The organism is Phaeobacter cretensis (genome assembly GCF_047372505.1).
GTDB lineage: Bacteria > Pseudomonadota > Alphaproteobacteria > Rhodobacterales > Rhodobacteraceae > Phaeobacter > Phaeobacter cretensis.
Genome location: NZ_JBKBEU010000003.1, coordinates 46,795 through 63,965 on the forward strand (window position 1 = coordinate 46,795; position 17,171 = coordinate 63,965).

At 57.4% G+C, this 17,171-nt stretch carries 14 protein-coding genes; 7 read left to right on the forward strand and 7 right to left on the reverse strand.

All coding sequences use genetic code 11. From position 1 onward, the window contains the following. Window positions 1-19 precede the first annotated feature (19 nt). Both ACEWZM_RS19990 and ACEWZM_RS19995 read right to left on the reverse strand, forming a co-directional pair. On the reverse strand, window positions 20-433 hold the full coding sequence (locus tag ACEWZM_RS19990; protein ID WP_414008349.1) for an SRPBCC family protein: 414 nt from the start codon (window positions 431-433) through the stop codon (window positions 20-22). Continuing rightward, entirely contained in the window at window positions 430-768 is a 339-nt protein-coding gene (locus ACEWZM_RS19995; protein ID WP_414008350.1) for an ArsR/SmtB family transcription factor, read from the reverse strand. Before ACEWZM_RS19995 ends, ACEWZM_RS19990 begins: the two co-directional genes overlap by 4 nt. Before the next feature lie 315 nt (window positions 769-1,083). On the opposite strand from ACEWZM_RS19995, the gene ACEWZM_RS20000 reads away from it, so the two are divergent. Genes ACEWZM_RS20000 through ACEWZM_RS20020 form a run of 5 tightly spaced genes read left to right on the forward strand, consistent with a single transcriptional unit; the run spans window position 1,084 to window position 7,134 of the window. Beyond that, window positions 1,084-1,650: a hypothetical protein gene (locus tag ACEWZM_RS20000; RefSeq protein ID WP_414008351.1), complete on the forward strand. Its 567-nt coding sequence runs from the start codon at window positions 1,084-1,086 to the stop codon at window positions 1,648-1,650. A gap of 11 nt (window positions 1,651-1,661) precedes the next feature. Then, on the forward strand, window positions 1,662-1,832 hold the full coding sequence (locus ACEWZM_RS20005; RefSeq protein ID WP_414008352.1) for a hypothetical protein: 171 nt from the start codon (window positions 1,662-1,664) through the stop codon (window positions 1,830-1,832). Window positions 1,833-1,852: 20 nt separating this feature from the next. Next, entirely contained in the window at window positions 1,853-2,605 is a 753-nt protein-coding gene (locus ACEWZM_RS20010; RefSeq protein ID WP_414008353.1) for a MipA/OmpV family protein, read from the forward strand. Between the two features lie 3 nt (window positions 2,606-2,608). Next, entirely contained in the window at window positions 2,609-4,033 is a 1,425-nt protein-coding gene (locus tag ACEWZM_RS20015; RefSeq protein ID WP_414008354.1) for an efflux RND transporter periplasmic adaptor subunit, read from the forward strand. Then, window positions 4,030-7,134 carry an efflux RND transporter permease subunit gene (locus ACEWZM_RS20020; protein ID WP_414008355.1) on the forward strand — a complete coding sequence of 1,035 codons (3,105 nt, stop codon included), beginning with the start codon at window positions 4,030-4,032 and terminating at the stop codon, window positions 7,132-7,134. Before ACEWZM_RS20015 ends, ACEWZM_RS20020 begins: the two co-directional genes overlap by 4 nt. Window positions 7,135-7,183: 49 nt before the next feature. Here the strand turns inward: ACEWZM_RS20020 and ACEWZM_RS20025 are convergent, their stop codons facing one another. Further along, window positions 7,184-8,386, reverse strand: coding sequence for a helix-turn-helix domain-containing protein (locus tag ACEWZM_RS20025; protein ID WP_414008356.1), 1,203 nt, complete (start codon window positions 8,384-8,386; stop codon window positions 7,184-7,186). A gap of 488 nt (window positions 8,387-8,874) precedes the next feature. Between ACEWZM_RS20025 and ACEWZM_RS20030 the strand changes: the two genes are divergently transcribed. Together ACEWZM_RS20030 and ACEWZM_RS20035 are read left to right on the forward strand one after the other, a co-directional pair. Beyond that, complete coding sequence (locus ACEWZM_RS20030) at window positions 8,875-10,032, forward strand: Fic family protein (RefSeq protein ID WP_414008357.1); 1,158 nt, start codon at window positions 8,875-8,877, stop codon at window positions 10,030-10,032. A 90-nt stretch (window positions 10,033-10,122) separates the two neighbouring features. After that, window positions 10,123-11,460, forward strand: coding sequence for an NAD(P)/FAD-dependent oxidoreductase (locus ACEWZM_RS20035; protein ID WP_414008358.1), 1,338 nt, complete (start codon window positions 10,123-10,125; stop codon window positions 11,458-11,460). 75 nt (window positions 11,461-11,535) lie between these two features. Here ACEWZM_RS20035 and ACEWZM_RS20040 read toward each other — a convergent pair whose 3' ends face one another. From ACEWZM_RS20040 to gcvT, 4 genes are all read right to left on the reverse strand, one after another. Continuing rightward, a complete protein-coding gene (locus ACEWZM_RS20040) occupies window positions 11,536-12,579 on the reverse strand; it encodes a helix-turn-helix domain-containing protein (protein WP_414008359.1) in 1,044 nt (347 codons plus the stop codon). Window positions 12,580-12,671: 92 nt separating this feature from the next. Continuing rightward, window positions 12,672-15,527, reverse strand: a complete 2,856-nt coding sequence (gcvP, locus tag ACEWZM_RS20045; RefSeq protein WP_414008360.1) for an aminomethyl-transferring glycine dehydrogenase — start codon at window positions 15,525-15,527, stop codon at window positions 12,672-12,674. A 101-nt stretch (window positions 15,528-15,628) separates the two neighbouring features. Further along, window positions 15,629-15,994, reverse strand: a complete 366-nt coding sequence (gene gcvH, locus ACEWZM_RS20050) for a glycine cleavage system protein GcvH (protein ID WP_414008361.1) — start codon at window positions 15,992-15,994, stop codon at window positions 15,629-15,631. Window positions 15,995-16,012: 18 nt separating this feature from the next. Further along, window positions 16,013-17,110 (reverse strand): glycine cleavage system aminomethyltransferase GcvT, encoded by a 1,098-nt coding sequence (gcvT, locus tag ACEWZM_RS20055; protein WP_414008362.1) that lies wholly within the window; start codon window positions 17,108-17,110, stop codon window positions 16,013-16,015. Window positions 17,111-17,171 lie beyond the last annotated feature (61 nt).

Consider the following 17,171-nt stretch of genomic DNA (forward strand, 5'->3'; position numbering starts at 1 on the left):
GGCATGGTTTGCGATCTGCCTAGCTGTCGTGGGCGGAACTGCGCATGCGCGCAAGATGTTCATCCCAACCCTTGTCCAACGCCAAAATCAGGTCAAACGCTTCTGCCGTTTGTGGCAGGCCCGTGTGGCTGAGTGAGAGATTGGTGCCGCCCGGCACCTCGTTCAGCGTCCAGGATACGGTGCTGCTTTGGTCGCCCATCGGAGCGATCGAAAAACTGTATTCGAGGCGTGAATAGGGTTCAGCCACCAAAACCTCTCCCCACATCAGCCGTGTACCACTTTCGGTGCCGAACATCGCATAGGGACCTTCGACGAGCGGTGTTTTAGGTTTGTGAAACCAGATGGCCAGTTTTTCCGGATCAGTGAGGTAAGCCCAGACCTGAGCCGGAGTGGCCCGCAGGTAGATGGACTTGCGTAGGATCGTATCGGTCATTGGATGTCCTTTTCGATTTCGAATTTCAGCGCAGCAAGACGGTTGTCCCAGAAGGTGTCGAAGAAGCCGAACCAATCGAATACCTGTCTTAGTCCTTCGGGGTTCAGGCGGTTGAGACGTGCGCGGCCTTCTGCGTGAACCGAGATCAGGTTTCCCTCGTCCAGAATGGTGAGGTGTTTTTTCACTGCCGCGCGGGTCATCTGAAAATTTTCCGCGACCTCGGCAATGGTCAGACTGTCTTGTGCCAAGAGCTGTAGGATCTGGCGCCGGGTTGGATCAGCCAAAGCGCGAAAGCCCATTTGTTCTGGAACTTGTTCTTGAGAACGTTGGTTCATGACGGAATCGACCCTTTCTATGATACCTTTTGGTATCTCTTATTTATGAAACCATTTGGTATCACGTCAAGATGTTTCTGGTTTTGCCGCGCTGAAATCGGCGCTTTGAAGGCAAAACACCGTGTCCAACGTCCGCCCCTGTCGGAACGGGCAGGTCCGACGTCCTCTCCGGCCCGGTTGGACGACAGGAATGATAGGGTCTGGCTAGGGTTTGGCCGTGGCGACCAGTGGTTTGCCCATGATCTTCATCATTGCCCCCGTCAGTGTTTTGGGCGGCACGCTAAATGCGACATTCGGCCAGAGAGAGATATCGCCATGCTCAGTTCTTCTTTTCACAACAGCCACCTGACCTCGGCGTTGCAGCGCTACCGGCACACTGTTCCGCTGCTGCCTGCGGCGCTTTGCATTGCATTGGGGCTCGTCCTGGGACTGTCGCCAGCGACTCAAGCAGGTGCGAGCGGTGATGACATCCAACCCAGTGACGGGGAGTGGTTGGCACTGATGCAGTTTCGCTCAGTTTCGGGTTGTTCTGCGACCTTGCGGCGTGAGATCGAAGCGGATTCTGAGGATGAGGTGCTCTACTCCAAACCGCTTTCGTTCTCTAAGCCGCTGGATTTGAACCATTTGAATGCCGCTTGGGAGGTGGATATTGACTGGACGCGTACCAGCCCCAATCGCTGGGAAGGTGTGATGACAGAAGTGGAGCGTACCCTGTTCGGGAAGATCACCACGGTTACCGAATTGAAGACGCGGGTGGTCTCAGAAGGGCTGATTGATCAAAAGGCAGTGGCCACGATTAACTTCCCACCTCGGATGATCCGTCAAATCGGATCGGCCGAGCCCTGTGTCATTCATGCAGATATCACGCATCGGCGTCATTGAAGGCCGCTGTTTTGTCCGCCTGTGCACGGACGGACAGCCAACACCGCCCACGCCTGACGGATGAGACGACACAGGCGATGAATTGGCGAAAGACAATCACATATGCAGATCCGGCGGTACTGCCACATGAGCAGGATCACGATGGTGCCGGTTACCGCCCTGCACTTATGACCCATAACTAAGATCTTAAAAGGACAATGACATGAATGTATACCGCAGCGCCGCTTTGGGAACCGCGTGTATTCTGGCCGGCGCATCTGGCGCAGCCGCTGACGGGCTGTTTTCCAACGGTCAATTCACGCTCGGGCTGGGAGCCTTTGCTTCCTCCAACCTTTATAAGGGCGAAAACACAGATGCGGGAGCGCTTCCTTTTCTGTCCTATGACAGTGATCGGCTGCATTTGGGGTGGGGCGGTGCCGCTTATCACTTCGTAAACAACGAAGACCTGCAGGTTTCGGTCCGTGTGGCTGCGGGCGACAAGCCGGATTTCCCGGAAAACAAGCCGCTGTTTGCGGGGCTGAAACGCAGTACCCCGATTGAGGCCGGGTTTGACATTACCTATCGCTTTGACGGTTTCTATGTCGCTGGTAGCGCGATGATGGATGTCTCATCGGAGCACAAAGGTTATCACGCGGAGGCGAAATTCGGGACCGAATTTGCATTGGGCCAGCTTGGTATTGATATCGGTGCCGGTGCGCGTATGCGGGATGGGAAGTTGAACAACTTTCTATATGGCGTGTCTGCCAGCGAAGCGAACGCGCAGCGTGTTGCTTATGATGTCGGCTCTACCACTGAGCCTTTTGTCGATATGACGGTGGTCTACCCAATCAGTGACAAGGTATCCGTTTTGGGCGTCTTGGACTATCAGCTTATCGATAAGAAGGTGCACAACAGTCCGCTTACCAACAACAAGGACAGATATAGCGTCGGGCTTGGCCTGGTCTACAGCTTCTGATCAATGACAACCCCGCTACAACCGAAACAGCAGGGCAACACCAAGGAGGCGTGGAGCGACACCACGTCTCCTGAAAGCTGCCCTTCTGCTGCTGTGTCACCCGTGTCTGCCATGACCAAGGCGTCCCCAACGTCACAGGCCAATACTGAGCTGTCCACCTCGGCTGTACCCCCAGCGGAATCGGGCACTCAGACTATCTTGCCAAACATGGTGACAACGGTGACACAGCCCGCCTCTGCCCCGCGGCTCCCCGGCTGCGAGGGCGGGGCGGACCCAGTTGTGTTGGAATTCGACAATGATCCTGAGGCGAAGTGGCCACCGCGCCTCGCAGGGATGATCTGCTTCGGGTTGGCGGTCTGGATGGCGGTGGGGCTGATCTGGCCCACTGCTCCGAACGCACCGGTCGGAGGTGGGAATACCCTTGAAATAGAGCCTATTTCAGTTGGTGTACGCCTGTCGCAAGCCGCGCCGATAACGCGCCTGTTGCGAGCTGAGGGGTATAGTAAACCGGATCGCGATGCCACTCTCAGGGCAGAAATGTCTAGCCATGTTGCGACGGTTGCGGTGGAAAAAGGAGCAAAGGTTGTTCAGGGGCAAATCCTCGCGACGCTACAATCAACACAGCGTGAGGCGGGGCTTTCTCGCGCTGAGGCATCGTTGCTGCGTGCCGAACGAGAGTATGACAGGGCAGAGGCCCTACACAAACGTGGGTCCACAACTGATCAGAGATTGAGCGAAGCGCGTGAGGCGCTGGCGTCGGCCAAAGCCGATCTGGCGACCGCACGACAAGGTTTAGCGGAAACGCGTATCGCCGCGCCTTTTGCAGGCCATCTTGAAGAGTTGAACATGACTCCGGGTGCCTATGTGCAAGAGGGGGATGCGGTGGCGCGAGTGGTGGCCTTGGATCCGCTACGGGTAGCCTTTCAGGTGCCCCAGCACCAACGCGGGCAATTGCGGGACGGGGCTGTAGCACAGCTTCGGTTTTTGAATGGGCGCAGCAGCGATGGGCGGCTGACGTTCCTGGGGCAAAGCGCGCAATCGGATACTCGTAGTTTTGCTGCTGAGGTAACGCTGCCCAACCCGGCGGTTGTCGGCGCTGTGATCCCTGCGGGGATCAGTGCTCGGATTGAGGTGCCGTTGGATACGGTGCAGGCGCATTTTCTGTCCCCTGCATTGCTATCGCTGGATATGGGCGGGGTCCTTGGTATCAAGAGCGTGGATGACGCCGATCGGGTCGCCTTTACGCCAGTGGAGATCGTGCAATCAGAGCCGGACGGCGTTTGGGTGACAGGTCTGCCAGAAAGGATTCGGCTGATCACAGTCGGCCAGGGGTTTGTGACGGCTGGTGAAAAAGTGCTGTCGAGCGAAGATCCATCGGCGTCAATGGAAGCAGATAACGAGCCTGTAAATGCGGAGACCCAGCCATGAGCGGGTTTCTTGAGGTGATTTTTGCCCGCAGCCGGGCGGTGATACTGATCTTTGCCGCGCTGCTGTGTGGCGGTGTCTACGCATATGTCGGCATCCCCAAGGAAAGCAACCCGGAGATCCCGATCCCGTTTGTCTATGTTAGCACCAGCCTGTCGGGTATCTCGCCGCGCGATAGCGAGCGGTTGCTGGTCAAACCGCTGGAAACCGCGTTGGCAGGGCTGGGGGATCTGAAGGAGATGAACGGCCACGCCTATGAAGGCTATGCCAGCGTCTCGTTGGAGTTTGATGCGGGTGCGGACATTGCCGAGGCGCTGGACAAGGTGCGGGTCGCGGTTGATCAAGCGGGTTCAGACCTACCCGAGGACGCAACTGAACCGGTGGTCATAGAGATCAATACTGCCCTGTTTCCGGTATTGACCACTGTGCTGTCTGGGCCGGTTCCTGAGCGTAGCCTCAACCGGATGGCGCGTGAACTGAAAGAGCGGCTGGAGGCGGTTACAGGCATTTTGGAGGTCGATATCGGCGGGGGGCGATCTGACCTTTTGGAAGTCTTGATCGATCCCGTAGCCTTCGCCACCTATGGGCTATCGTTCGAAACGCTGGTGAGCCAGATCAACCGCAACAACGCGATGATTGCAGCCGGGGCTATTGATGGCGCGGCTGGGCGCTTTGTGCTGAAGGTGCCGGGACTGATCGATGGTGCGAGCGATCTGATGCGGATGCCGGTAAAGGTTCAGGATGGCGCGGTGGTGACGCTGGGTGATATTGCGATGGTTCGCCGCCGGTTCGAGGATCCGCGCAGTTTTGCCCGGATCAATGGCCAGCCGGCGTTGACATTGGACATCACCAAACGCAGCGGTGCCAATATCATCGAAACTGTTGCAGCTGCCAAAGCAGTGATTGCTCTTGCCAAGCAGGATTGGCCAGAGAGCGTCAAGACTGACTACCTGTTGGATGAAAGCCGGGAGGTTGAAACCATGCTGGGCGATCTGGAGGCCAATGTGATTGCCGCGATCGTGCTGGTGATGCTGGTGGTGGTCTATGCAATGGGACTGCGACCGGCGCTATTGGTGGGCTTGTCGATCCCCGGGGCATTTCTGACGGGTGTTGCCGTGCTCTGGGGAATGGGGATCACGATGAACATCGTGGTGCTGTTCTCGCTGATTCTGGTGGTAGGGATGCTGGTGGATGGTGCGATTGTCACCACCGAGCTGGCCGACCGGCATTTACAGACCGGCGCTACGCCGTCGGGGGCCTACCGGGCCGCAGCAGAACGGATGGCAGGGCCGTTGGTGTCCTCAACGGCCACCACGCTGAGCGTCTTTCTGCCGCTGTTGTTCTGGACCGGCACCACCGGAGAGTTCATGAAATTCCTGCCCATTACAGTGATTGTCACACTGGCGGCATCTCTGGTTATGGCCTTGGTGTTTATTCCGGTACTAGGTGGAGTGATCGCCAAGCGTTCACCGCAGACCGCAGCAGCGAAACGGGCATTGCACGCGGCGGAATACGGTGATCCACGTCTCGGTCGTGGTTTGGCCGGGATGTATGCGCGCGGGCTGCAACGGGCGCTGTTGTTTCCAGGAACGACAGTATTGCTGAGTGTTTCGCTGTTGTTGGGGACATTTGGCCTATACACAAAATTTGGAGCTGGGCTGACCTTTTTCCCTGATATAGAGCCTGAATTTATGCAGGTTCAGCTGCGTGCACGGGACAATTTTTCAATCCACGAACGCGATGCACTGGTGCGGCAGGTGGAAGACAAATTGCTGCAGACAGGGGGAATTTCCAGTGTTTATGCGGTGTCTTCATTTGGAGACGGTGATGATCTGGATCTGATCGGAACTATTCAGCTTGAGCTGGATCCATGGGATCAGCGCCCGCCTGCCAGCGAGATAGGCGCTGGCATACGTGCCGATGTTGCTGACCTGCCCGGGGTCGAGGTACGGGTGGAAACGGACGATGACGGGCCAAGTTCTAACAAGCCGCTGGATCTGCATATCACGGCGCGTGACCCTGCCGTGGCGGAGGCGACTGTTGTCCAAATCCGTGAGATCATGAACCGGATTGGTGGGTTTACTGATGTAGCGGACAGCCGCGCATTGCCGGGTGTGGAATGGCGGATCGAGATCGACCGCGCCGAGGCGGCACGCTATGGTGCGGATCTGAATCTGTTGGGACAGGCAGTACAGCTGTTGACCCATGGCGTGACCATTACGACGTTTCGGCCGGATGATGTGTCAGGGTCAGTCGATGTCCGGGTGCGCTTTCCTGCGTCTGACCGCAGCTTTGATGGGTTGCGTGGGCTCAGGGTGCCGACCAGTTCTGGCCTCGTGCCGATAGCAAATTTTACCCGCTTTGCACCGGTGCCACGCTCTGGGTTCATCGAGCGGCGGGATCAGTTACGTGTACTGACGCTGTCGGCCAACGTTGCCTCGGGGCTATTGGTTGATGCGCAGATCGACAGTCTGCGCCGCGCGTTGGAAACCGGCAATCTGCCAGATGGTGTGAGCTGGCGTTTCAAGGGAGAAGCTGAGGAGCAGGATGATGCGATGCAGTTCCTTATCCTCGCCTTTATCGCCGCCGTGGTGTTGATGGCGGTGATATTGATCGCGCAATTTAACAGTTTCTATCAGGCGGCTGTGGTGATGTCGGCAATCATCTTTTCAATCGCGGGTGTTCTTCTCGGCCTGATGGTGGCTGGGCGACCTTTTGGTGTGGTGATGGGGGGCATCGGAGTAATTGCCTTGGCGGGTATCGTGGTCAACACCAATATCGTGCTTATCGACACCTATAATGCTCAACGTCGCGCGGGGCAGTCCCCATGTGAAGCGGCGCTGCGGTCGGGTGCGTTGCGGCTGCGGCCGGTGGTGCTGACCGCGCTGACTACTGTGCTGGGGCTGATGCCGATGGTCTTGGGTATGAAGCTGGATTTGGTAGCCGGCAGCATGGTGTTTGGTGCACCGTCCAGCCAGTGGTGGACGGAGCTGTCTACAACAATTGCAGGTGGGTTGGTGGTCGCGACACTTCTGACGCTGTTGGTCACCCCAGCGATGCTGGTGCTAGGCGACCGTGGTAAGAGGTGCCAGGCTGAGGGGTGACCCGTTGAGGCATAGCTGCGGTGCTTCAACTTGGGTGCCCGCTATGCTCTCAGGTTGAGGATTTGACTGGTGGGCGTGCGGCACGCAGCGCAGAGGGTGTGGTGTTCATCTCGCGCTTGAATGCGTTGTAGAAGGACGAGCGCGAATTGAAGCCTACGTCATGGGCAATCACCAGAATAGTTTCATCGGTCTCATGCAGCTGTTTCACGGCATCCTGAATGCGCCATTTGTTGACGTAGTCAAAGAAGTTTGACTGCAATGTCATGTTCAGCGTTTGCGACACGTAGTTAGAGGTGACGCTGATATGTTTGGCCAGATCCCACAGCGACAGATTAGCATCGCGGTAAAGCATATCCTTGATCATGGCGCGTTCGATCTTTGCCGCGATTCTTGCGGCATGGTCATCGGTCAGGGCGGATCGTTCGTACTTCGCAGCGACCAGATCTGATTCCTGAGATGAAGGGGTTTCGCTGCGGGGTTTTGGCATCAGCCCCGGCTGTTGCCGTACACCCCAGATGCCGATGACCCAAGTGATTGCGAGGCTTGACAGGCTGTTGGTCAGTTCGGATGCGTCGCTGAACAGCACTAACATCTTAATGTCAAAGAGATCGGCTATAATCTCGCCGAAGCTGATGAACAGATAGGCTGCGATCGTTGTTGTGATCCACCAGACCCAGGTCAGTTCGCGATCTTCGGTTGTGGCGAAGAGATCCTTCAGGCGTGCTCGATACCGCGACAGGAGCCGCATGATCAGAACCAGATATATTGTAACCTGGCAGTAAAACATGACCTGAACCAGCTGGAAGTAGATCAGGATTGTCTGGATGTATTGGCTGAGGTCGGAGAACTCCATGTCACTCTGACCAAACAGGGATTTCGGTAGCGTCCAGAGCAAGACAACCATACTGCAGGCCAGCACGATGGGCACTGCGTGCCAAATCTTTTGTCGAATCGGCGGGCCGTCATCTTCTGAGGTGAGTGCCCGCACGTAGAGCCATAGAAGCAGAGGTTGGGCAAAGACGGCCGGCACGGACAGGCTGCCGATGCGTGATAGCAAGTAGTCGTAGGAGACATCCGCAAAGATCAGGCCCAGTAGATACAGCACCTCACTTACGGATTGCGACACGAAGAATAGGGCCAAAGGTACATAGACGCGCTGATGGCGTTGACGCAGTAGCAACTGGTTGGTGCAAAACACTGCCATACCGAGGTGAAAGGCTGACAACGCCAATAAATATGTCTCGTCCGCCATCACATGCTCAATCCAGAAATCCCCTAGGTTGGCTGTAGCATCACAGTGGCGTGATTTACAGGTTTGAGGGATGTCAGACTGTCCTAACCGGCAGGGAAGAACCTCGGGCAGGGCTTTTACTGTCCTAGGGGCGGTGGATTGCGCCTAGTGTTGAGGTTTCTGACTAGCATTGTGCGTGCTGATCGCAAGAACCCGGATCACCTCGACCCAGTTGCGCACGTTCAGTTTGCGATAGATTAGGTTGGCATACTCCGACACCGTATGCGGCGAAAATTTGCAGGCTCTGTGTCCAAAGGTCAGGCGTGTTGTCACAACGTTCCAGCCTGTCGATATTGGCCTAATGCACCGACGCACCCCTTAATGATATGGGATACAAATGTCTCGAGGCATTGCTAGCTTGGTCGAGGGTCACCGGATAGGGCAATGTATACCCTCAGACCTGTTTTAGCGTCGCTTTGACTCAATCCAAAAGTAGATGGCTTGATTAAATGGCATATTCAGATCATATTGTGATGGAATTTGATCTGAATATAGGCGCTAAACACCTCATGCCCCAAATCTGGCAATCTCCTGCCTGGCCGCGTTTTGATTATGATCACGTCCAGATCGTACCTGAACTGGCTCGCGCTGCCGAGGCTATGGGCGAGGTCTCCGGGTTGGTCTACGGGCTGACACCACAAGAGCAGGAAGACTTGTTGCTGCGCCAGATCGTGCAGGAGGCGATGGCCTCTTTTGGAATTGAGGGCGTGTCGCTGGATGCCAGTGAGATCGAAGCTTCGGTTGTGGCGTCACTGCGCCATCGCGACCGGGCTGCGATGACACGGCGCTCGGATGCGGTGGCAGAGTTGATGTTAACTGCACGGCAGGCTGATGAGCCACTAGACAGCGCGCAAATTCTGACTTGGCACCAACTGTTGTTCACTGGCATGGAGGTCGAGGACTTGGGTCGCTGGCGCCGGTTCGAGATGGAGATTGTGCGGTCGGCGACCACAGGTCCGGGGGATGTCCTTTATAAGGCACCGCCGCCAGATCGGCTGGAGGCTGAGATGGCGCAATTTCTGATGTGGGTAAACGCGGAGCAGGGCCTGCCCGTCGCGGTTAAGGCGGCCCTGGCGCATCTGTGGTTTGAATCTATTCACCCGCTGTCAGATGGCAATGGTCGCATTGGTCGGGCCTTGATCGAACATGTCTTCGCCCGCAGCAGAGCGCTGCCGTTCTCATTGTCTCGACAGGTGGAGCGGGATAAAAAATCATATTACGAGGCTCTTCAGGCGGGCCGCAAGGTTGGTTCGGGTCAAGGGAAAGAAGCGGCCATTGACGCAACCGAATTTGTCCTCTGGTTTCTGCGGACGCTAATACGAGCGGCGGGAGCTGCCCGTGATGAGGCGGCATTTATTCTGCGCCGAAACCAGTTCTTTCTGCGCCACGGGCCTGCATTGAACGACCGGCAGGCTCACGCCTTTCGAGTGCTGTTTGATCAAGGCCCCGAACGGTTGGCTGTCGGGTTAAGCGCGAAATCCTATCGTAAGATTACCAAGACCTCCTCCGCTACCACCACACGGGATTTACGGGCGATGGAAGAGGCGGGTGTTTTGATGCGGATGGAGGCAGGGGGACGGTCCACCGCCTATGCCATTCAATTCTGAATTGAATGCCTGAAAATCAGTCCGGGATTGACGGCACTAGGGCGGGTACGGATAGATCCGGGAACGACCTGCCAAGTGGTGATCTTTCCAATGAAACGCATCTACGAACCTCTCGCCTATACCGATCGTCCGATCAAAGAACGGTACTGGAACCGCTTCCTGCCGGACCCCGCGCCGCATTATGCGCCTGTCCGTGATGAGGTAACGGCGGAATTTGCCGTGATCGGTGGTGGCTACACAGGCCTTTCAGCGGCACTGACGCTGGCTGAAGCCGGTGCGGATGTGGTTTTGCTTGAGGCGCAACGGCCGGGCTGGGGTGCCTCGGGCCGCAATGGCGGTTTGGTTTCTGTCGGCAGTGCCAAACTGGCGGATGATGCGCTTTTGCGCCGCTATGGTGAGACAGACACGCGCCAATTCTTTGCAGCAGAACGGGCAGCGGTTGATCTGGTCGAACGCTATGTAGACGAGTTGGAATTGGATGTGGATCGCCATTCACGCGGCTATACCTTTGTCGCGCATCGGCCGGATCGTGTGGCGGAGCTGCATGCCTATGGTGAGGAATATAACCGCCGCTATGGTCTTCCTTACGAATTTGTCCCGAAGCAGGAGATGGCCGCGCAGGGGCTGAACAGCCCGGAGTTTCATGGCGCGGTGAATCTTCCGGTCGGATTTGCGCTGAACCCGATGAAGTTTCTGTTGGGATTGACCCGCGCCGCGGAGACTGCGGGTGTACGGATGTTTTCAGAAACGCCGGTGCAGAAGATCAGCCCGCATGATGGGGGGTATCTGTTGCAGGTGCCAGGTGGGCAGGTACGGGCAAAACGCCTGTTGATCGCCACCAATGGCTATTCTTCGGATGATCTGCCAGGGGCGCTGGCGGGTCGATACCTGCCGGTGCAGTCCAACATTATGGTTACACGCCCATTGAGCGATGCGGAAATTGCTGAGCAGGGCTGGTGGAGTGAGCAAATGGTATGCGACAGCCGGACCTTGCTGCACTATCTGCGCCTGTTACCGGACCGTCGACTGCTGTTGGGGCTGCGCGGATCGGTACGGGTGAGTGAGGATAATATCTCCGCTACTCGGGCTAAGGCGCGCGCAGATTTCAACCGGATTTTCCCGGCTTGGCGCGATGTGGGGACCGAGTATTTCTGGTCAGGGCTGATCTGCATGACCCGCAATCTGGTCCCCTTTGTTGGCGCAGTGCCGGGGATGAACGGAGCTTGGGCTTCGCTTGGCTATCACGGCAGCGGTGTTTGCATGGCGCCCTATTCGGGAGCGTTGATCGCTGATCAGGCGTTGGGTCGGCACCGCCTGCCACATCCTGATCTGATGCAGCGGCCTTTGCGCCGGTTTGAGCTGGGTCGATGGCGACGTATGTCGCTACCGCTGGCCTTTAGCTGGTACTACATAAAGGATCGGATTTGAGCCGGCGCGATGGATCTGGTCAGAGACGTAAAGTCGCCGGAGGCTATTTTAATGGCCCAACCAGATCCATCTTGGCTATAGCATCCGGCTTTCGCTCTGGGAGGTTTTCGACTGGCGAAACCGGCGCGGGCGCATGGTTTCAGGGGCAACCCCGCGAAAGGCGCTGCGGCGGATTACATCGGGTGAATGGCCGTAGGTTTCACGGATATGCTGGCTGAGGCTTTGGTAGCTGCCAAAGCCTGTCGCAGCTGCGACCTGACGCGCCGGGAGATCAGTTTGCGTCAGTAGCTGATGCGCGCGCTCTACCCGTAAAGATCTGTAAACGCCGAGGGGGGAGCGATCGAAATGGCGCGTGAACCGGCGTTGCAAGCAACGGGTAGACACGTTGAGCACCCCGGCCAGTTCGGCCACAGATAGAGGGGCTTCGATATTCTCCTGCATCACGGTGAGTGCCTGAGAAATCAGCATATCCCCGGCGGCTTTCTGTTCCAGATTTAATGCAACGCGGCTTTTGGCGGGCCGTTTGTCGGCCTCAAGGCCGAGATAATGCGCCATGCCGTCGGCGGCCAATCGTCCACAGTCCGCTGCAATGATATCCAGCAGCATCCTTGGAATAGCAAAGCTGCTGATCGCGGAGTGGACGGTGCCTGACATTACAGTTGCCGCGCCGTCGGCATCCTGACGCAGGCTGCATTCACTTGCCGAGGCCAGAAAGTTCGGATGAATCGCAACATCATGATCTTTGCCACGAGCCAAGGCATCAAGCAGGAATACCGCACCGCCAACAAATGCGTTGCGATCTGCCAGACGCATCACCTGATTGACGCGGGCACGTTCCTTGGCATCCAGCTGCCACCGGGTGTGAATATCGCCAAGAAAGACAACCAAACGTCTTGACCGTGCGGCGCTGGGGTCAGAGGCAAAAAGATCTAATCCGCAGACGCGGACCTTGTATTGTACGTCTTCCAGCAAATCATTGGCGGCCTGAAACATATCGGTGACAATCTGCGCACTGGATCGAGGAGCGCCATTCGGCAGGATCACATCAATATTGCGCAGCTGGCGACCGCGGGCGACGGCAAAATCGGTAGCGCCATGGCGCGGAGAATAATGGGTCATCTGTCTGCCTCTCGTACGGTTGTGACGCGGATTGGTCCGGGCAGGGGCGCCGCCGACGGATCGGCGACGCCTCATGTTTTTGAGGGTAGAGTTTACTCCGCGGCTTCGGCGTAGTCCTCCATTGGGGGGCAGGTGCAGACCAGGTTGCGGTCACCGTAGGCGCCATCAACGCGGTTAACCGCAGGCCAGTACTTGTCCACACCGAGGTTGCCGGGAGGGAAGCAGGCCTGTTCGCGGGTGTAGGGGCGATCCCAATCGCCCACCAGATCACGCACAGTATGAGGTGCGTGTTTCAGCGGGTTATTTTCGGGATCGATCTTGCCGTCGATGATGTCCTGTGCTTCCGATCGGATCGACAGCATGGCGTCGCAGAAGCGGTCCAGCTCATCCTTCGGCTCGGATTCCGTCGGCTCTACCATCAGAGTGCCAGCTACCGGCCAGGACATGGTCGGTGCGTGGAACCCGCTGTCGATCAACCGCTTGGCAACATCATCCACACTGACGTGGGCTTCGTCGTTCAAGGGGCGGGTGTCGAGAATGCACTCATGAGCAACCCGGCCCGTGGCTGAAGTGTAGAGGATCGGATAGGCATCCTTCAGGCGTGCAGCGATATAGTTGGCGTTGAGGATCGCCACTTTGGTCGCCTGTGTGAGGCCTGCGCCACCCATCAGCAGAATATAGGCCCAGGAGACCGGCAGGATCGAAGGCGAGCCGAACGGGGCTGCCGAAACCGGACCAACGGCGGTGCCGTATTCCGGGTGACCGGGTAGGTGCTCAATCAGATGCGATTTAACGCCGATCGGACCCATGCCGGGGCCGCCACCGCCATGCGGAATGCAGAAGGTTTTGTGCAGATTCAGGTGGCTGACGTCACCGCCAATGTCACCCGGACGCGCCAAGCCCACCATCGCATTCATGTTGGCACCATCGATATAAACCTGACCGCCGTGATCATGGGTGATCTGACAGACCTCCTTCACGGTTTCTTCAAACACACCGTGAGTGGAGGGGTAGGTGATCATGCAGGCCGCGAGCTGGTCCGAGTATTTCTCGGCCTTATCGCGGAAATCTGCGAGGTCGATGTTGCCGTCGTCATCGGCTTTGATCGGTACCACTTTCCAGCCCACCATTTGCGCAGACGCAGGGTTGGTGCCGTGGGCAGAGGTTGGGATCAGGCAGACGTCGCGATGCGCATCTCCACGAGAGATGTGGTAGTTGCGGATGCTCAACAGGCCCGCGTATTCGCCCTGCGCGCCGGAGTTCGGTTGCTGGGAAATCGCATCATAACCGGTAATCTGGCACAGTTTGTCATTCAGATCATCGATCATCTGGTGATAGCCCTGCGCCTGATCTTCGGGAACGAAGGGGTGCAAGTTGCTGAATTCCGGCCAGGTGACAGGGATCATCTCGATGGTCGCATTGAGCTTCATCGTGCAGGAACCTAGCGGGATCATTGCGCGGTCCAGCGCCAGATCACGGTCAGCCAGACGACGCATGTAGCGGGTGATCTCTGCTTCGGCCCGGTTCTTGTGGAAGATCGGGTGGGTCAGATACGCGCTCTCGCGCAACATGGCTTCGGGCAGGCGGTACTGTTTGTTGGAGCTGTCATCCGTACGGTTGATACCAAAGGCACCCCAGACTGCTTCGATGGTTTCGGCGCGGGTCTGTTCGTCCAGGCTGATGCCAACCTTGGTTTCACCCACACGACGTAGGTTGATGCCACGCTGAACAGCGGCTTCCATAACGGTGGTCTGCAGGTGACCGACCTCTACCGTGATGGTGTCAAAGAATACTTCCGGCTCTACTTTGAAACCGGCCTCTTCCAGACCTTCGGCAAGACGGGCGGTTTTGCGGTGTACGGATTGAGCGATCGCTTTGATCCCATCGGGACCGTGATAGACGGCGTACATCGACGCGATGACCGCCAGCAGCGCCTGTGCGGTACAAACGTTGGAGTTGGCTTTCTCGCGGCGGATGTGCTGTTCGCGGGTCTGCAGCGACAGGCGATAGGCCTTGTTGCCACGCGCATCGATGGAAACACCGATGATACGGCCCGGCATGGAGCGTTTGAGCTTGTCTGTGGTCGACATATATGCGGCGTGCGGACCACCGTAGCCCATCGGAACACCAAAACGCTGGGTGGAGCCGATGGCAATATCCGCACCCATTTCGCCCGGTGATTTCAGCAGTGCCAGCGACAGGATGTCAGCCGCAACAACGGCAACACCTTTGTTGTCGTGCAGTGCTGAAATCTGGTCGGAGAAGTCTGTGACGTGACCATGAGTGCCGGGATACTGGAAGATCGCGCCAAAGACGGCGCCTGCGTCCAATTCGGCCGGATCGGCTACCACGACGTCGATGCCCAGAGGCTCGGCGCGGGTCTTAATAACTGCAACGGTTTGCGGGTGGCAGTTTTTGTCTACGAAGAAGGCGGCGTTATTGGCCTTGGAGCGCGAGCCACGATGCGCCATTGCCATGGCTTCAGCGGCAGCTGTTGCTTCGTCCAGGAGCGACGCATTCGCGACAGGCAGACCCGTCAGATCGCTCACCATGGTCTGGAAGTTCAAGAGCGCCTCAAGACGACCCTGAGAGATTTCCGGCTGATAGGGCGTATAGGCCGTGTACCAGGCGGGATTTTCCAGGATGTTGCGCAGGATCGGAGCCGGAGTGGTGGTGCCGTGATAGCCCTGACCGATCAGGGAGGTTAGAACCTCGTTCTTGCTCGCGATCTCTTTCATATGGAAGAGCGCATCGCGTTCGGTCATCGCCGGGCCCCAGTCCAACGCCTCTTTCTGGCGGATGGTGGGTGGCACGGTAGCGTCGATCAGTTCATCGAGCGTGTTGAAGCCGATGGTTTTCAGCATATCGGCCATTTCACGCGGGCTGGGCCCGATGTGGCGGCGATTGGCAAAATCGTAGGCTTCGTAATCTGTCAGTTTAAAGGCCATGGGGATGTCCTAATTCGTGGTGGTCCCGCCGGACCATACCGGCGGGATAATCAGGGGAGGGATCGGGCCAGCGAGACAGGCAGCCCAATCCGCCAGCAAGGTCAGCCGATCAAGGCTTTGTAGCCATCCAGATCCATCAGATCATCAAGCTGGGCAGAATCCGACAATTTGATCTTGTAGATCCAGGCGGCACCTTCGGGATCTTCGTTCAGGGCACCGGGGTTGTCAGCCAGATCTTCGTTGATTGCGGTGATTTCGCCATCCAACGGAGCATAGATTTCCGACGCAGCTTTCACCGATTCAATGACGCCGATCTCGCCGCCTTTTTCGAATTCGTCGCCGGTTTCCTGCTGTTCGACGAAGACAACTTCGCCCAGCTGTTCAGCAGCATGTTTGGTGATGCCGAGCGTGGCGGTGTCGCCCTCGACGGTGATCCATTCGTGGTCTTCGGAATAATAGGTGGTCATCTCGGGAACTCCTGGAGCTTAGCGTTTGTAATTCTGGGTGACGAAGGGCAGGGTAACGATCTCAGCTGGATGCGCCTTGCCACGGATGATCAGGTTGATCTGTTCGCCCGGTTTGCCATGCGGTGCTGCGACATAGCCCATGGCGACGGGGCCGCTGACGGTGGGGCCAAAGCAGCCTGATGTGATTTCGCCGATGGTATTGCCGTCGGCCGATTGGATTTCAACATGCTGGCGGGCTGGGGCACGACCAGTGGGTTTGATGCCCACCAGTTTCTTGGCGGCACCTTCGGTCAGTTCCTTTTGGATGCGCGCGGCACCGGGGAACCCGCCCTCTTCTTTGCGGCGTTTTTGGATGGCCCAGGCCAGCGAGGCCTCAATCGGCGAGGTCGATTGATCGATATCATTGCCATAGAGGCAAAGACCAGCTTCCAGACGCAGGGAGTCCCGCGCGCCTAGACCTGCTGGTTCGCAGTCGTCATGGGCGAGGAACAGTTTGGTGATCCGCTCAGCTTCGGCATCGGGGATGGAAATTTCGTAGCCATCTTCGCCGGTGTAACCAAGGCGGGATAGACGGCATTCGACACCGTCGATATCGGCGACGATGGTTTCCATGAATGTCATCTCACGGGCCGCAGGGCAGAGATTGCCAACCACGTTTTCAGCGGCGGGACCCTGTACGGCAACCAAAGCGCGGTCAAAGATCTCGATCACCTCAACACCGTCCAGATGTGCCTTCATATGGGGGATGTCCTGATGGCGCAGGGCCGCGTTCACCACGACAAAGTAATGATCACCCGCATTGGAGACGATGAGGTCATCCATGATGCCACCGTCTTCGTTGGTGAAAAAGCCATAGCGCGCTTTACCCTCTTTCAGGGTGGCGTAGGCCTGTGGGCAGATCGCTTCCAGCTTTTCGCCGACATTCTCGCCGCGCAGGATCACCTGACCCATGTGGCTGACATCGAACAACGCAGCCTTCTCGCGGCATTGTTTGTGCTCTCCCATGATACCCATGGGATACTGAACCGGCATTTCCCAGCCGGCAAAGTCCACCATCTTGCCGCCGAGGGCGACATGCAGGTCATAGAGCGGGGTACGTTTCGGCGCGTCGGTCATAGCGTCTTGCCCTTGAATTTGAGTGGTTTGTAAGAGCCGGGGCGCAACGCATGCCGCGCCC

Bases quoted from the DNA above. Each gene is read 5' to 3' on its own strand.
- ACEWZM_RS20030 (WP_414008357.1), top strand. From the start codon at position 8,875: ATGGCATATTCAGATCATATTGTGATGGAATTTGATCTGAATATAGGC.
- ACEWZM_RS20010 (WP_414008353.1), top strand. From the start codon at position 1,853: ATGAATGTATACCGCAGCGCCGCTTTGGGAACCGCGTGTATTCTGGCC.
- ACEWZM_RS19990 (WP_414008349.1), bottom strand. From the start codon at position 433: ATGACCGATACGATCCTACGCAAGTCCATCTACCTGCGGGCCACTCCG.
- ACEWZM_RS20025 (WP_414008356.1), bottom strand. From the start codon at position 8,386: ATGGCGGACGAGACATATTTATTGGCGTTGTCAGCCTTTCACCTCGGT.
- ACEWZM_RS20015 (WP_414008354.1), top strand. From the start codon at position 2,609: ATGACAACCCCGCTACAACCGAAACAGCAGGGCAACACCAAGGAGGCG.
- gcvH (WP_414008361.1), bottom strand. From the start codon at position 15,994: ATGACCACCTATTATTCCGAAGACCACGAATGGATCACCGTCGAGGGC.
- gcvT (WP_414008362.1), bottom strand. From the start codon at position 17,110: ATGACCGACGCGCCGAAACGTACCCCGCTCTATGACCTGCATGTCGCC.
- ACEWZM_RS20040 (WP_414008359.1), bottom strand. From the start codon at position 12,579: ATGACCCATTATTCTCCGCGCCATGGCGCTACCGATTTTGCCGTCGCC.
- gcvP (WP_414008360.1), bottom strand. From the start codon at position 15,527: ATGGCCTTTAAACTGACAGATTACGAAGCCTACGATTTTGCCAATCGC.
- ACEWZM_RS20035 (WP_414008358.1), top strand. From the start codon at position 10,123: ATGAAACGCATCTACGAACCTCTCGCCTATACCGATCGTCCGATCAAA.
- ACEWZM_RS19995 (WP_414008350.1), bottom strand. From the start codon at position 768: ATGAACCAACGTTCTCAAGAACAAGTTCCAGAACAAATGGGCTTTCGC.
- ACEWZM_RS20020 (WP_414008355.1), top strand. From the start codon at position 4,030: ATGAGCGGGTTTCTTGAGGTGATTTTTGCCCGCAGCCGGGCGGTGATA.
- ACEWZM_RS20000 (WP_414008351.1), top strand. From the start codon at position 1,084: ATGCTCAGTTCTTCTTTTCACAACAGCCACCTGACCTCGGCGTTGCAG.